Consider the following 15,244-nt stretch of genomic DNA (forward strand, 5'->3'; position numbering starts at 1 on the left):
GTATTGGCAAAATATTATTTCAACTAAAAATAAATTAGAGGGAATCATTTTGATTTATTGTCGAATGTTGAAATAATAAATTATATTTTTTCGTTAGCACTGGTTTTACAAATTGAATTTTAATACTTTTCGAATTGTAATAATCCCAGAATTGAAAAAAGTCCTTTCCATATTTCTTTTTGCATGTTTTGCCATTTACAACTTTGGCTATTATGCTTTTTATATGACCTACGAGAGTCATTTGGAAAGCAAATGGGTGGATTATATTTATGGCAGTGATCCCGTAAATCTTAAGCAGGAATTAATCGAGATTCCGCTTTCGGCACCTTACATGATGAACCAGGAGAGTTTTCAAGCTACCAATACTCCTTTTGAGAAAGACGGTAAATACTATCGGGCAATTAAGCAGCGGTATCAAAATGATACACTTCAGGTAGTAGTAGTACCGGATACTTCCCGGAAAGTGTTGGACAATACTGTTAAGAAATGGATATCCTCTCTTGTGGATGATGAGCTTCCTACAGGAGAAAAAGGTAAAGCTGAGGTAAAACTCTTTGTGAAAGATTATATTATGCCCCAATCTCTTGGGCTTTCAGTCAATAATGTGCCTGCGGGAAATTCTCTCCAAGGACACTTAACTTTTCGGTATACTAACCCTGTAGACGGGATTGACTGCCCGCCTCCCCGTTTTTCCTGATTGATTTTTTGAGTGCTGTTTATGTTTCGTCATGCTTTTGATGCTTGTGCGGACGTAGATAGTTGTCATTCTCCCTGTGCTTAGTTGCAGAGGGATGAATCGTCTTAAACTATTCAGGAACTTTAATTTAGATTTTATGAAAGTGCATTTCAGGCAACTTATATTCCTGATAGGAGTATTCTGTATGCCCTATTTGTCTTTGGCACAGACTCCTACCGATGGATTGATGATGCCCAAAGGTGATATTTGTTTCTTGTTCAATTTCGAATATGGGCAATTTGATCATTATTGGGAAGGTGAAACCCTTCGGAAAAACGGAACTATAGCCAAAGTACAGCGGAGAACGGCTATGGTGATGGCAGCTTATGGAATTACCCGACGTCTGGATGCATATGTGGGACTTCCTTATGTGAGTACCAATTCTACCACTCCAAACGGAGGAAAGTTTGCAGGAGCCTCGGGAATTCAGGATTTGACACTGGGTCTTAAGTATGAAGCTCTTAGGTACAAAGGTGAAAAAGGGGAGTTGAGCGCATTCGGCTCAGTGGTTTTCTCTACGCCTGTCTCCAATTACCTCTCAGATTATCAGCCTTATAGTATTGGGATTGGCGCTCCGCAAATAGACTGGAGAGGCATAGTCGAATATGAGTGGAACAGTGGACTCTACCTAAGAGGAAATGGTGCCTATATCTGGAAGGGTTATACGCAAGCTGAACGTGAATATTATTATAACGATGGCAGCTATTTCACTTCATGGATGGATGTGCCCAGTGCCTGGACTTATGAAGCCGTGGTAGGTAAGTGGTTCATGAATAAATCTCTTAGAGCAGAGTTTAGTTATAACTCATCCATATCCACTTCGGGCGATGATATCAGAGCCTACAATGCGCCTCAGCCTACCAATAAAGTCAATATGGACCGTGTAGGTGTATTTGCCCAATATTTCTTTACCAATCCCAAGGGCTTAGGTTTGGTAGCGGCTTACAGTAGAGTAATTAATGGTCGCAATGCACCTGAATTGTCTGTATTCAGTGCCGGAGTTACCTATCAGTTTGGCCTTTTCTCACCTAAAAATTGAACGGATGAAAATACTTCGACTATTACTAGTAGTACTGGTTGCTCTGGTCACTGTGACTGGATGCAACATGGATTTAAATACAGAATTGGAATACGGGAGTTATGAATTTTCAGGAATTGATCAGAATGCCGGCACATGGAAACCGATTTTGATTGCAGCTGGAAGTGACATCTCTATTGACCCGCCTACAGCAGAGAATTCTCCTCAGTTTTTGGCAGAAGTGAATGGTGTGAAATCTAGAATAACCTTAATGTCAAGTGATGAGAAGAAGAGTGTGGCACATTGGACCAATAATTCTGTTATCCGTTGGAATGAAGTTGCGCTGGGGCTTATTGCCAAATACAATTTGATACCGGGCCCCAATGAGGATGACTCTTATACACTTCCCAATCCGGCGAACCCTGCAGGCCCTCCTGCTTTTCCGTTTGCACACCCTCCCTACGCGAGCAGAGCTTTGGCTTATCTTTCTGTTGCACAATACGATGGGTTGATTTCTGCCTGGCACTACAAATTTCTTTATCAAAGATCTGCCCCTTATAAGGTAGACGCTGATATTCCCCATGCGTATGTTTCCAATAATTTGCCTTCATATCCTTCGGAAGGAGCAGTTTTGGCGACTGTATCCCGGAAGATATTGACCGCCATGTTTCCTTTAGAAGCCGAATACTTGCTGCGATTAGAGCATGAGCATTTGGAAAGCTTGATTTTGGCGGGAGAAAATGTGCCAAGTGATTTGGAGGCTGGGAAAAAAATAGGAGAAGAGATCGCCAATATTGCACTTGCAAGGGCATCCAATGATGGAATGAAAAATGCCCAAGCACCAAAGGCAGTTTCCGATTCTCTGAGAGCCGCCGCATTTGAGCGGTTTGGATGGCAATGGGAAAATTTGGAAAGTCCTGCCCGTCCGGTTGGGTTGACTCCGCTATTTGGAAAAGTAAAAATGTGGAGTGTACAAAATGTAGAAGATACTAGACCTGGCCTTCCACCGGTTCCAGGTTCTGAAGTATTCGAAAAAGATGTAAAAACCCTTCAGGATTATGCTAAAAATGTGACTCATGAGCGCAGGAGGATTGCCAATTTCTGGCAAGATGGCCTCGGTACTTACACACCTCCGGGACACTGGAATGACATAGCAGGCGAATTTATACTCAAATACAAGTTTAACTCTATACGTACTGCCCGGACATTCGCCTATATGAATATGGCTATCATGGATGGAGGAATCAGTTGTTGGGATGCCAAGTACTATTACTATTACCCCAGACCTATACAGATGATCAAGGGTTTCGAGACTATTGCAGGTACGCCAAACTTCCCCGCATATACCTCCGGACATTCTGTGTTTTCGGCCGCTGCAGCGGAAGTCTTAACCTATCTATTTCCCCAAGAAGGAAATGTGTTTCAGAAGTGGGCGGATGAAGCTGCTATTTCCCGGGTTTACGGAGGTATTCACTGGACTTTTGATGCTACGGTAGGCACTGCTCAAGGCAGAAATGTGGCACAATACACAATTGACGTCGCCAGATTTGACGGCGCAGATAATTAATTATTAGACAATAAACTCATGCAAAAATATACCAAAATAATAGTATTAGCTGTCGCACTGTCGTTGGCTTATTTGAATTCATACGCTCAAGGCTGTGTAGCTATCAGACAGTTTTCAGGCGTAGGCACTACCACCGGTCAAGTGGGAGGACAGTCAGCCGGGGATTGGAACCTCGCTTTAAATTATCGATATTTCAAATCTTTCCGGCATTTCAGCGGTACCGAGGAACACCCGCATAGAGTAGAGCAGGGAACTGAGGTTATCAATAAATCCCATTTCGTAGATCTGGCAGTAAACTATTCGTTTACAGATCGGTTTTTCGGTTCGGTGATTCTTCCATTTGTTTATCATGACAGATCTTCCATGTATGAGCACGGAGGAAATCCTCCAAATGGTCTGGGAGAGCGTCACCATACGTATGCCCGTGGCATCGCTGATCTACGTTTGTCAGCCAATTATTGGTTGATTAGTCCTGCAAAAGCTCAGCATGGAAATGTATCCGTGGGGTTGGGAATCAAACTGCCTACTGGTGCCTATGGAGCTGAAGGGAAGTTTTATAATCAGGGACCTGATCGTAACATTGACAGAATTGCCGTGTTGGACCAGTCAATCCAGCCCGGGGACGGAGGAGTGGGAGCCACTTTGGATGTACAGGGATTTTATATGCTATCCCACAATGTGGTCTTGAGCGGAAGCCTTTTTTATCTGGCAAATCCTCAAGCGACTAACGGCACAGTAAGACGGGGCGGGAATCCTGAAACCCCTGAGTTCGATGAGTTTTCCGTACCTGATCAATATGCCGTTCGTATAGGAGCATCTTATATGACTCCACTGCCCGGAGTGAGTATATATGGAGGAGGCCGCATGGAATGTCTTACTGCCAGTGATTTGTTCGGAAGCAGTGAAGGCTATAGAAGACCTGGATACGTGATTTCTGTAGAACCGGGAATCACCTATAGTAAGGGTGATTTTGCAGCTTTGCTGTCCGTTCCTATCGCCGTAGAACGTAACCGCACCAAAAACTACACGGACAAAATCCGTGGATCCCACGGAGACGCTGCCTTTGCAGATTATATGATCAATGTGGGACTGGCATGGAGGATTCCCAAAAAAGCCACGGAAGTTTTTAATTCACTTTAATCATGAGGCTATCTCATAACTCATAATTGTCACGTTGAGCGGACGTTTTCCCGGAAGGCAGGAAGTAGAAATGGGCTTAATTGGCACATACAAAACTTCGACTCCCCGCCAAGGCGAGGCAAGCTGCTCAGTCTGACAAGAAAAACTGATTATGAGATAGCCTCTGTTTTTCCCTTTGTTGCAAATTTCCTGTGAAATGGATTTCCCATAGTTCACAGGGATGATATGCTTTACATCGGTGAATGAGCAGTTTCACTTTCTTCTGAACTAACTCTCCTATGAAAATCCTGTTTTACTGTGGTTTAGGCTTCTTGCTGCTGTTTGAATTTCTGAAGATTTATTTCATTATGCCTTTTCCCGGTAGTCAGCAATGGGACAGCATTGATTTCGCCTATTTTCTGCATCGCTATAAAGTAGTGTTCTGGATCACCGCTTTGATCTTGACCGGTATTGGCTTCAAATCAGCCATTTCAGGTTCAAAAAAGTGGATCTCCTTTCTTTGTCTTGTTTTGACTGTAGGACTGATCGGTTTCTTCAATTTCAAAATGGCAGCTGATGCCATGTTCAAAGAACCCAAGGAGCTTAAGTTCCAAACCCGCGAAACTTTTGAAGGAAACGACAGCACACTGGTTATTGCAATTCAGAATGGACAAGTAGCCAAAGCTTACCCTATTCGATACATAGTCTACCACCACCAGGTGAGAGATATCCTGACAGGTAATCCTGTGATGATAACCTACTGTTCTGTATGTCGTACAGGACGGGTTTATTCTCCCTTTGTCGATGGCAATGCCGAAAAATTCCGCTTGGTAGGGATGGACCATTTCAATGCCATGTTTGAAGATTCACAGACAGGTAGCTGGTGGCAACAGGCCACAGGAGAGGCTATTGCAGGTAAATTGAAAGGAGAAAAACTGGATGAAATAGAATCTATACAATTGACTGCAGGAGCATTCTTCAAAGCCTTCCCCCAAGGGGAAATTATGGCTGAGGATCCAAATTTCATTTCGAAATATGATTCTCTGGGAAAATTTGAAAAAGGGACAAGCGAAAGCAAACTTACCGGAACAGACCCTTTTTCCTGGAACGAAAAATCATGGGTGATAGGAGTGGATTTAGGAAATAGTGCAAAAGCCTATGACTGGAATTCCCTTACCGAAACTGAGTCTATCCGTGATCGCGTCGGTGAAAAGGACATTGTGCTCCTTTTGAACAAGGATACCCAAAGCTTTGTGGTTTTTGAGATTCCCCAAGGTACAAGGGAGCATCTCTGGAATGGAGACACCTTGTACTTGGATTCTGTAGCCTATTCCTTCACCGGGAAATCTTTGGATCCAAAACAATCAGATTTGAAACGCCTTAAGGCTTACCAGGAATTCTGGCATAGCTGGAGGACTTTCAAGCCTAATACTGAAAAATTTAACTAACCCAAAACATGCCTCACATCGAACTTGAAGAGCATCTTCCCGGTATCACCGGATTGCTCGAATATAGAAAAGACACAGCCCAACCGATCAGAGACCTAACACAATTGCTCTTGAGAGGTCCTTCCTCTTTGACGGAAGCGGAGCGGGAATTGATTGCTACGATCGTCTCTCATGGGAATGAGTGCAAATTCTGCACGACGGCTCATGCTGAGACAGTCAATGAGTTACTACATGAAACCAACACGGTACAGCAAGTTTTGAATGACTTGGAGTCAGCTCCTATTTCTGAAAAAATGAAAGCCTTGCTAATTGTTGCAAGGAAAACGCAACAGAGTGGGAAGAATGTAACCACGGCCCATATCCAAAGGGCAAAACAAGCTGGAGCTTCGGATCTGGAAATTCACGATACGGTTCTGATCGCAGCACTTTTTTGCCTGTACAACCGATATGTTGATGGATTGGGCACCCTTCTTCCAAAGGACCCTTCTTACTTCAAATCGCTTGCAGAAAGATTGACCACTCAAGGCTATCGTCGAAATCCCGAGGGATATGATCATCTCAAAAGCAACAATTAGCAAAAGCTGACCCAAAATGAAAAAAACGTTACTTACGCTGATGATTGTTGGCTTTTCCAGCCTGATGCTGATCGCGCAAACCAAACTTTCAGGTAGGATCACAGACTCCGAATCCGGTGACAATATCATCGGAGCATCTGTTATGATCAAAGGTAAACTTACGGGAACAGTGACTGACGATACCGGTAAGTTTGAATTAAATACGGCAGTGGAGTTGCCTTTGATTTTGGAGATTTCTTATATGGGATTCCAAAAGACCAGTATTGAGGTAAGCTCCTCAGCACCGATTGAGGTCAAATTAAGTCCTTCTATAGAATTACTTAGCGAGGTGGTCTTCTCCGCTTCCCGGATAGAAGAAACTATTTTCCAATCTCCGATCAGTATAGAAAAGATGGATATCAAGACCATTCGGGAATCAGCTTCCATGAATTTTTATGAGGGAATCCAAAATCTCAAAGGAGTGGAATTGGTGACCAGCGGATTGACCTATAAGCAGATCAATACCAGAGGCTTCAACAGTATTGGGAATTCACGTATGCTCCAGTTAGTGGACGGGGTTGACAATCAGACCCCGGGACTGAATTTTGCAGTAGGCAATCTTTTTGGTTCTAACGATCTGGATATAGAAAGTGTCGAACTGATTCCAGGCGCAGCTTCTGCGCTTTACGGTCCGGTAGCATTCAATGGCGTCCTGATGATGCGGACCAAAGATCCCTTTTTTTATCAAGGATTAAGCGTACAGGCAAAGACTGGATTAAATCATATCAATGATGCCCACGCTGATCCAAGTGGTGTTTATGATTTTTCAATCCGCTATGCAAAAGCCTTTAACAATAAGTTTGCCTTTAAGTTAAACGCTTCCCACTTCACAGGATTGGATTGGTATGCTACCAACTATAAAGATATTGATGCACAGACCCCACTTGAATTCAGAGGAGAAAACAATCCTGCTAGAGATGCGCTCAATATTTATGGAGACGAAGTAGCCAGAACTTTACCGGGAATAGGCAGGGTATCCCGTACCGGGTATGAAGAAAAAGACCTCATGAATTACGATTCTAAAGGAATGGGATTCAATACCTCGCTTCATTACCGAATCACTGAAAATATGGAGTTAATCTATGGCTATCAGGCAGGCAAGGGACGGGCGGCTTATACAGGTAGCAACCGTTTTATGCTGAACAACTTCGTTTTGCAACAACATAAATTGGAGCTGAAAGGAACCAACTTTTTCCTAAGGGGCTACTTGGTTACTGAAAATTCCAATGATTCTTACAATACCAGAGCACTTGGCCAGCATATCAACAGAACATGGGTCAGGGACTTGAACGGACAGGTGGTTTCTTCGAATCAGGCTGACGATACTTGGTTTGCCCGATACGCGGCGGCTTTTAACGGGAACATTCCGGCTGTGGAGAGTGGGAACCACAACTTTGCAAGGTCATTTGCAGATGAGGGAAGGCTCCTTCCCGGATCGGAAAATTACAACCAAGAAAGGGATCGTCTGATCCAAGTGCAAGGGTTAGCCGGTGCTGGGATATTAAGCCAAAGTAAGTATTACCATGCAGAAGGACAATATGATTTTAGCAATAAAATTAAGTTTGTGGATGTCCTTGTTGGAGGAAATTTCAGACTCTACGATATGTTTACCAACGGGACTTTATATGATGATCTGAACAAAGATGTCAAAATCAGAGAGGGAGGTGCATTTGCCCAAGTTTCAAAGCGATTTCTCAGGGAGAAGTTGAAATTCACTTTTTCTGAGCGCTACGATAAAAATGAAAACTTCGAGGGAAGGTTTACTCCGAGAATTTCCGGTGTGTTTTCTCCTTCGGAAAAGCACAGCTTCCGCTCTTCTTTTCAAAGCGGATTTAGAAATCCAACTCCCGGAGACCAATATATTTTCTTAAACGTAGGGCCAATTATCATTCTAGGGGGTGTTCCGAGCAATAGCGAAGGGCTGAATGTATATGAGAATTCCTATACTGCAGAATCAGTCGGGGCATTTGGATCTGCATTTGGACAGGCAGTTGGAACAGGAACGCCTCCACAAGAAGCCTTGATGGCCAATCTTGATCTGCTCCAAAAATCAGATGTGGATTACATCAAACCTGAACGTATCTCAACCTTTGAAGTCGGATATCGGGGGCTATGGATGGATAATCTTTCTGTGGATTTTAATTATTACTATAGCCGCTATACTGACTTTATTATCAATACGGTAGTTATCAGGCCTGACAGCGAGATTCTGTTGGGTAATGGCGGCTACAATCCAGCTGCTGCGATGGATATCCTCAATGGAAACATTCAGGCATTCCAGCTCTACACCAATGCTTCAGATGTGGTTTCTTCTCAGGGAGCTACTCTGGGCTTCAATTACTTATTGCCTAGAGGCTATTCCTTGGGAATTAATGGGACTTGGGCATCTTTTGACTTGATGGAAGCAGATGCCAACAACATACCCGCATTTAACACGCCGGAATTCCGGACCGGAGTCACTTTTGGAAACTCCGAATTGACCAAGCGGCTAGGGTTTAGTATTGCTTGGAGATGGCAGGATGCATTTGACTGGAGCGGAACACTGACTCAGTTGCAGCCGGGTAGAATTGACGCATACTCAATGGTAGATGCGCAGCTCAGCTACAGACTTCCACAATTGAAATCGGTAGTGAAAGTCGGGGCTAACAATTTGTTTGACAATCAAGTGTATCAAGCATATGGGTCTCCGACTGTCGGAGGAATGTATTACATCAGTTTGACTTTTGATGAGATGTTTAGGTAATGGAGCAAACCATCACCATAGCAAGCAATTCCGAAATGGGCAGGGATAGGATCTCTGCCTACCTTTGGAGCGTTTTCCTGATATGTTTTTTGGGGAATGCAAGTGCGGGAACGATATCTACTATCGCTTCAGTTTATTTGCCTGTAATAGCAGATCAATTGGCAAGTGCTGGATCCGCAGAGCAGATCCATGAGATAAGTGCCTATATCAATGCCCTTTATCTGGTCGGGTGGGCAATAGGAGGAATGTCATGGGGAATAATCTCTGATAAAATCGGCAGGGTAAAATCACTGGCGATGTGTCTGGCATCAGTAGGGATATTTACTATTTGTGTATCATATGCCAGTTCATGGGAAGTTGTAGTTGTGCTCAGGTTGTTAGGAGGGCTCGCTGTGGGCGGGGTGATGGTCATCACAATGACTTTGTTATCTGAGGTTTGGCCTTCCAAGACCCGCTCAGTGGTGATGGGGGTAGTTTCGATTGGGTTCCCTGTGGGAATATTCTCTTCGGGATTGGTCAATGTCTGGGTGAATGATTGGAGACAGGCATTTTTTATCGGAGTACTCCCTCTTATCCTCGCAGCGGTTTCTTCTGTGCATTTAAAGGAGTCCTCCAAGTGGAAGCTTTCCCAACTGACTATTGCGGGTGACAATTCCCAAAAGAATTCTCATTTTAAAGCACCGGGACTGGTACACGGTGCGGTAGTTTTTGGAACTATGTTGATTGCACTATGGTCGGCATTTTCTTGGATGCCTACTTGGGTGCAAAGTTTGCTCCAAGAGTCATCAGGCCAGACTGAGCGGGGATCAGTGATGATGATTTTGGGTTTTGGGGGAATAATAGGAGGGATACTTTCGGGGTGGATTGTAAAAGTGATTGGGGTAAGGAAATCGACGTTGGTTTGCTTTTCTGGGGCACTGGGTATATCCATTTTGCTTTATGGCTTTACAAGGGAATTCTCATTTTGGATTTATCCCGCGATTACCTGCCTCTCCTTTTTCTTTGGTATAAGTCAGGGTTTACTTTCTTTCTATATCCCACAGCTTTTTGCAGTAGAGATCAGGGCGGGAGCGACAGGTTTTTGTTTTAATGCGGGAAGGGTGATCACGGCAGTGGCAGTCTTTTCCCTAGGTTCATTGGTGATGTACCTTGGTGGATACGGCAATGCGCTTCTGCTTTTTTCAGGATTCCTACTAGTCGGATTTTTCTTTGTCTTAGTCAGTAAATCTCCTTCACAGCTTACAAACCAATAAATTATGCCTTATATAAATTTAGAAAATAAGCTTACGGGCATTAGAAGTTTGGTGAAATACCGACCGGAAACCGGTAGACATTTGTACGCTTTAGTTCGAGTACTTCTTACAGGGCCTTCTACGCTGAGCAAAGGAGAAAGGGAATTGATAGCAGCCTTCGTCTCCAGTCGAAACGGATGCATGTTTTGTACTGAAAGCCATGCCTCAGCAGCCCGAATTCTCTTCGAAAGCGAACAGGAGGTGGTCGATGAGGTTTTGGAGAATGGTACATCTGAGATTTTGAGCATAAAAATGAATTCTCTCCTCCAACTAGCGGGGAAAGTGCAAGTAAGTGGAAAGGAAGTTAGGTCAGAAGATATAGAAAGGGCGAAGGGTTGCGGCGCAACTGATCTTGAAATCCATGATGTGGTACTTATATCGGCCGTCTTTAGTCTTTTCAACCGCTATGTAGATGGCTTGGGGACTTCCCTTCCTGAGAATTCAGCTGATTTTGAAGAAATGGGACATTTCATGATTTCAAATGAGTATAAATTTCACCTAAATTCAAATCCTTAAGCTATGACCTACATTCATGTTCCTGACAATCTGCCGGGAATCCGTGGTTTGATGGTCTTCAGACCGGATACCGCCAAACACCTAAACCAACTCGCGGAAGAACTCCTCAGATCCGAAAATTCGCTTACAAGGGGTGAACGGGAATTGATTGCTACCCATGTTTCTTACCTGAATGACTGCTTTTATTGTCAGCATGCCCATCAGGCTTTGGCAGGGTATTACCTAGCATGTGATTTTGAGAAGTTAGATGAAGTCAAAGCGAATCCTGATCAGGCTAATCTTTCCGATAGAATGAAAGCCCTGCTCAAGATCGCCGGAAGTGTTCAAAAAGGCGGACTTCAGGTGACACCTGATCAGATCGAAAAAGCAAAAGCTGAAGGAGCAACAGATAGAGAAATTCACGATACAGTTTTAATTGCTGCTGCTTTTTGTATGTTCAATCGCTATGTGGATGGGTTGGGGACTGAAGCGCCCCTGGATCGGGAATTCTATAAAAACAGGGCAGAAGCTAGAGCAAATGAAGGATATGCCAATTACAATCCCGAGAATTAGTCAGTATAATAAATAAAGAACTTAGGGAGTCTGGGTTTGTCAGGCTCCTGAAGTTACTTTCACCTTACTTTTCAAGCTTTTCGTAGCCAAAATCATCAAAGAAATAGCTAAAATAAACAGCAGAGCTGCAATGATGGAAAGCACATAGACTTCGTCTTGAAAATTTTTCCAGGCAAAAAGGCCCAAGGAGGAAAGGGTCACCGTAAACATGAAAAACATGGGAATGGTCACGAAGAGTGCATTGATGTTTTTCTTGATCAGCCAAACAGCTATGGTCAAGAGTGCTAGAGCTGCCAGTAGTTGATTAGCTGAACCGAAGATTGGCCAGAGCGTAGTAAACTCTCCTGATAGCAATAAGAGTATGGAAAAAAGGACTACAATTCCGGTAGATACATATCTGTTTTTAGCCAAATACTGACCTGCCGCCTGAGGCACATCTTCAAAGTATTCCTGTAAAGTGAACCGTGCCAGTCGGGTACAGGTATCTAGCGTAGTAAGAGCGAATGCTGAAACAGTCAATGCCACAAAGCCTACAGCAAATTCTTCTGAAATTCCCAGGGTGGCGATCATACCTCCCAGACCTGTGGAAAAAAGTGCCACTGGACCTTCGCCCGAAAGCCGGTCTATATACTCTGATCTGGACAGAATAACTACTGCCCCGACTGCAATAATTGCCAGAAAAGACTCAATCAGCATTCCTCCGAATCCTACCAATTTGGCATCGGATTCTTTATCCAGTTGCTTGGAAGTGGTTCCCGAAGCTACTAAGGAATGAAACCCGCTGATGGCTCCACAGGCAATGGTCACAAATAAAACCGGGAAAATATAGCCCAAGTTTTCATCAGAAACATGGATTTCATTACTCATTTGGATTTCAGGATTGGCGATGAAAACACCTAATACTCCCGCTATAATCAACCCGTAAAGCAAAAAGCTATTCAGGTAATCTCTCGGCTGTAGCAACATACTTACGGGTGTCACTGAGGCCAGAAATGCGTAAGCCAAGAGCACCAAAATCCAGATTTTGTAATCGAGAGCAAAAGGGATTTTCATGCCCAGATACACGAAAAAGTACATTAAAATCACCCCTATTACCGAGATGAAGATGAATGCAGTCTTTTTGTCGCCTACTAGTTTATTCACTATGCCAAAAGCAATAGCTAATAAAATAAACAGAATAGAGGCAGAGGCCACACCGGGATTTGTAACAAATGTTTTGGCAATGATGTCTGCAAACACACCAATCACGAGGATAAGCGTGGAGAAGCTGAAAATAACAAAAAGCTGTTTTCCTTTCATTCCGATTTGATTTCGGATGATTACCCCGATGGATTTGCCATCTGTTTTCAGTGAAGTAGCCATGCTCCCGAGGTCATGTACAGCCCCAAAGAAAATACCACCCACCAAAATCCAAATGACAGCAGGTATCCAGCCAAAAGTTACCGCTATAATTGGACCGACTATCGGTCCTGCTCCCGCAATTGAAGCGAAATGATGACCCAAAACCACTATAGGCTTACTTGGTTCATAATCTACCCCGTCCCGATGTGTATGGGACGGAGCTGGGTTTTTGTCGTTTAAGCCAAATTTCCGGTACACAATTTTACCATAAACTTTATAGGCTATGAAAAGTATGACTGCTGAAATGAGTAATAGAACGGCTAGGTTCATGAATGGAAATTTGGGTATTCGGAGAATTTACAATGGAATCTAATCTGTTTTCAAAGTAAGATGTTTTGTACTACTTCTCAAAGGAAGAATTTATACTGAGAAAATCCCCGTTACCCCCTTTAGAAAGGGTAATTGCCAAATTTGAACTTCTAACATTAATTCAAAGTGCATATGTGCAGTTAAGTGGGTAATCATATAGATTTTTGTTCAGGCAGATTATCCGACGAGTTATACTAACTGAACCGTAAAATTATCATCGGATTTGATCTGCCATCGTCAAGACTTGCCCATTTTTCAATAATTGGGTTTTCAGATCCTCATATGGAAGATCCTGAACACTAATTCCTTTTTCCAATGCCATGACTGCTGCCGTAGCTCCCGATTGTCCCAAGATCATAAATACAGGTTCCATTCGGATTGACCCAAATGCAATATGGCTTGCCGAAACTGCCACAGGAACGACGAGATTTGTGATTTCCTCTTTTTTGGGAACGATGGAACCATAGGCTATTTCATAGGGGCCAGGCAATCCCACTCCAATATCCCCTTCATTTTGGACATGCCCATTTTCATCGACAAAGCGCTGAATATTATGGGAATCAATGGTATATGAGCCCATTCCGATAGATTCAGGAGTGGGTTTCTTTTGTAGTAATTCATTTTCAGTCATCACGTACTTACCGATCATTCGCCGCGCTTCTCTCACGTAGATTTGATGAGGCCAGTTTCCATTATCGGTGAATTCATCCTTTGCCAATCCCCACTTTTGAAATTCTTCCTGGGTTTCTTTAGGCACTCTTGGATCATTTGCCACGAAGTAAAGCAGTCCCTTCTGATAATCCTCATGCTCTTTGATGATCTCCTTCCTGCGCTCGTAATTTGCTTCGGGATAGTCATAATTCTTCCCAATATTATCCGAACTGAATGGACCATGGTTATTGGTGTCAGTTTTCCTGTTTGGAATCATATCAAATTTATCAAACCATTCCCGCCAGCCTGCATCGAAGATTCTTACCAAAAGTTCGTATTGGGTAGAATCATAATTATCAGGCCTCGGGAAAGGCACTCGATTGTCTGGGTGATTGGACATGCAGGTTCTGAAGCAATAAGCTTGGATTTTATTATCACCCTCTCCCTTCACGCCCGGATCTTCTGCGCTGATTTTTGGAATAAGGCCTGAGGAAGGATCACCGGGTGTCCGGTAGGGGTCTATAGGATGATCCAGAACTTTGAAATGATGCCGATGATGAAAGACACCGGTTTGTATCCCATTCCATTCTTCGTCATACACACTGTTTGCTTCCCTTCCCACATGATAGCTTACCCCTGCCGCGGCCATCAGATCCCCTTCATAAGTGGCATCAATAAACATTTTTCCTTTAAATTCCTTTCCACTCAAAGTTCGAATTGCCGTGATTTGTCCATCATGCACAGTCACCCCGGCTTCTCTGTCCAGCCATTCCTCACGATAAAGCTCAATATCCATTTCCTCAACCCAAGCGTCAAAGACTTCTTCTGCAATATGTGGTTCAAAAATCCACATCGTACGGAATTCCCCGTCTATCGCAGGTGTACCCTGTCCTTGATTTCCAAATTCGGATTGATTTTCCCATTTCCAAGCTCCATCAGCTTGATACTTATCGTATACTCTTTGATAAAACTCCCTGGACAATCCTCCGATCACTTCCTTTTTGCCTGTATCAGTCCAACCCAATCCACCGGAAGAAAGCCCTCCCAAGTGGATATCCGGGGAAACAAGAATTACTGATTTTCCCATTTTTTTAGCCTGAATAGCCGCGGTGATAGCACCTGAGGTGCCTCCATACACAATTACATCGGTAATGTTTTCCTGCTTTTCACTTGGCTTGCATGATCCAAAAGCATGAATTATCAAAAATGATAACAAGCAAAATTTTATGCTATTTATAATTTCCATGTGTTTTTTTGTTTAAAAGTAGATGGTTTAGT

The 15,244-nt window shown here is 43.4% G+C and carries 12 protein-coding genes; 10 read left to right on the forward strand and 2 right to left on the reverse strand.

Annotation, left to right across the window (positions count from 1 at the left end):
* The first annotated feature begins 151 nt into the window (after positions 1–151).
* The 10 genes from J2X69_RS05665 to J2X69_RS05710 all read left to right on the forward strand — a co-directional run bounded on the left by J2X69_RS05665 (position 152) and on the right by J2X69_RS05710 (position 11,605).
* Complete coding sequence (locus tag J2X69_RS05665; protein ID WP_310099785.1) at positions 152–697, forward strand: hypothetical protein; 546 nt, start codon at positions 152–154, stop codon at positions 695–697.
* A gap of 136 nt (positions 698–833) precedes the next feature.
* Positions 834–1,775, forward strand: a complete 942-nt coding sequence (locus J2X69_RS05670; RefSeq protein ID WP_310099788.1) for a transporter — start codon at positions 834–836, stop codon at positions 1,773–1,775.
* A 4-nt stretch (positions 1,776–1,779) separates the two neighbouring features.
* Positions 1,780–3,321, forward strand: a complete 1,542-nt coding sequence (locus tag J2X69_RS05675) for a phosphatase PAP2 family protein (RefSeq protein ID WP_310099791.1) — start codon at positions 1,780–1,782, stop codon at positions 3,319–3,321.
* An 18-nt stretch (positions 3,322–3,339) separates the two neighbouring features.
* Positions 3,340–4,461 carry a transporter gene (locus J2X69_RS05680; protein WP_310099795.1) on the forward strand — a complete coding sequence of 374 codons (1,122 nt, stop codon included), beginning with the start codon at positions 3,340–3,342 and terminating at the stop codon, positions 4,459–4,461.
* A gap of 278 nt (positions 4,462–4,739) precedes the next feature.
* Entirely contained in the window at positions 4,740–5,888 is a 1,149-nt protein-coding gene (locus tag J2X69_RS05685) for a DUF3179 domain-containing (seleno)protein (protein WP_310099798.1), read from the forward strand.
* An 8-nt stretch (positions 5,889–5,896) separates the two neighbouring features.
* Complete coding sequence (locus tag J2X69_RS05690; RefSeq protein ID WP_310099802.1) at positions 5,897–6,463, forward strand: peroxidase-related enzyme; 567 nt, start codon at positions 5,897–5,899, stop codon at positions 6,461–6,463.
* Positions 6,464–6,479: 16 nt separating this feature from the next.
* Positions 6,480–9,245, forward strand: a complete 2,766-nt coding sequence (locus J2X69_RS05695; RefSeq protein WP_310099805.1) for a TonB-dependent receptor — start codon at positions 6,480–6,482, stop codon at positions 9,243–9,245.
* Entirely contained in the window at positions 9,245–10,498 is a 1,254-nt protein-coding gene (locus J2X69_RS05700) for an MFS transporter (protein WP_310099807.1), read from the forward strand. Before J2X69_RS05695 ends, J2X69_RS05700 begins: the two co-directional genes overlap by 1 nt.
* A 3-nt stretch (positions 10,499–10,501) precedes the next feature.
* Positions 10,502–11,053, forward strand: a complete 552-nt coding sequence (locus J2X69_RS05705; protein WP_310099810.1) for a peroxidase-related enzyme — start codon at positions 10,502–10,504, stop codon at positions 11,051–11,053.
* Positions 11,054–11,056: 3 nt separating this feature from the next.
* Positions 11,057–11,605 carry a peroxidase-related enzyme gene (locus J2X69_RS05710; protein ID WP_310099813.1) on the forward strand — a complete coding sequence of 183 codons (549 nt, stop codon included), beginning with the start codon at positions 11,057–11,059 and terminating at the stop codon, positions 11,603–11,605.
* 39 nt (positions 11,606–11,644) lie between these two features.
* Here the strand turns inward: J2X69_RS05710 and J2X69_RS05715 are convergent, their stop codons facing one another.
* Complete coding sequence (locus J2X69_RS05715) at positions 11,645–13,276, reverse strand: carbon starvation protein A (RefSeq protein WP_310099816.1); 1,632 nt, start codon at positions 13,274–13,276, stop codon at positions 11,645–11,647.
* A 253-nt stretch (positions 13,277–13,529) separates the two neighbouring features.
* Positions 13,530–15,212 carry an FAD-dependent oxidoreductase gene (locus J2X69_RS05720; protein ID WP_310099820.1) on the reverse strand — a complete coding sequence of 561 codons (1,683 nt, stop codon included), beginning with the start codon at positions 15,210–15,212 and terminating at the stop codon, positions 13,530–13,532.
* Between the last annotated feature and the right edge of the window lie 32 nt (positions 15,213–15,244).

Source organism: Algoriphagus sp. 4150 (genome assembly GCF_031457395.1).
Lineage (GTDB): Bacteria > Bacteroidota > Bacteroidia > Cytophagales > Cyclobacteriaceae > Algoriphagus.

What these genes read in the sequence shown, in the direction of transcription:
- J2X69_RS05675 (WP_310099791.1), top strand. Translation starts at nt 1,780, where the DNA reads ATGAAAATACTTCGACTATTACTAGTAGTACTGGTTGCTCTGGTCACT.
- J2X69_RS05680 (WP_310099795.1), top strand. Translation starts at nt 3,340, where the DNA reads ATGCAAAAATATACCAAAATAATAGTATTAGCTGTCGCACTGTCGTTG.
- J2X69_RS05695 (WP_310099805.1), top strand. Translation starts at nt 6,480, where the DNA reads ATGAAAAAAACGTTACTTACGCTGATGATTGTTGGCTTTTCCAGCCTG.
- J2X69_RS05705 (WP_310099810.1), top strand. Translation starts at nt 10,502, where the DNA reads ATGCCTTATATAAATTTAGAAAATAAGCTTACGGGCATTAGAAGTTTG.
- J2X69_RS05720 (WP_310099820.1), bottom strand. Translation starts at nt 15,212, where the DNA reads ATGGAAATTATAAATAGCATAAAATTTTGCTTGTTATCATTTTTGATA.
- J2X69_RS05670 (WP_310099788.1), top strand. Translation starts at nt 834, where the DNA reads ATGAAAGTGCATTTCAGGCAACTTATATTCCTGATAGGAGTATTCTGT.
- J2X69_RS05685 (WP_310099798.1), top strand. Translation starts at nt 4,740, where the DNA reads ATGAAAATCCTGTTTTACTGTGGTTTAGGCTTCTTGCTGCTGTTTGAA.
- J2X69_RS05690 (WP_310099802.1), top strand. Translation starts at nt 5,897, where the DNA reads ATGCCTCACATCGAACTTGAAGAGCATCTTCCCGGTATCACCGGATTG.
- J2X69_RS05700 (WP_310099807.1), top strand. Translation starts at nt 9,245, where the DNA reads ATGGAGCAAACCATCACCATAGCAAGCAATTCCGAAATGGGCAGGGAT.
- J2X69_RS05715 (WP_310099816.1), bottom strand. Translation starts at nt 13,276, where the DNA reads ATGAACCTAGCCGTTCTATTACTCATTTCAGCAGTCATACTTTTCATA.
- J2X69_RS05710 (WP_310099813.1), top strand. Translation starts at nt 11,057, where the DNA reads ATGACCTACATTCATGTTCCTGACAATCTGCCGGGAATCCGTGGTTTG.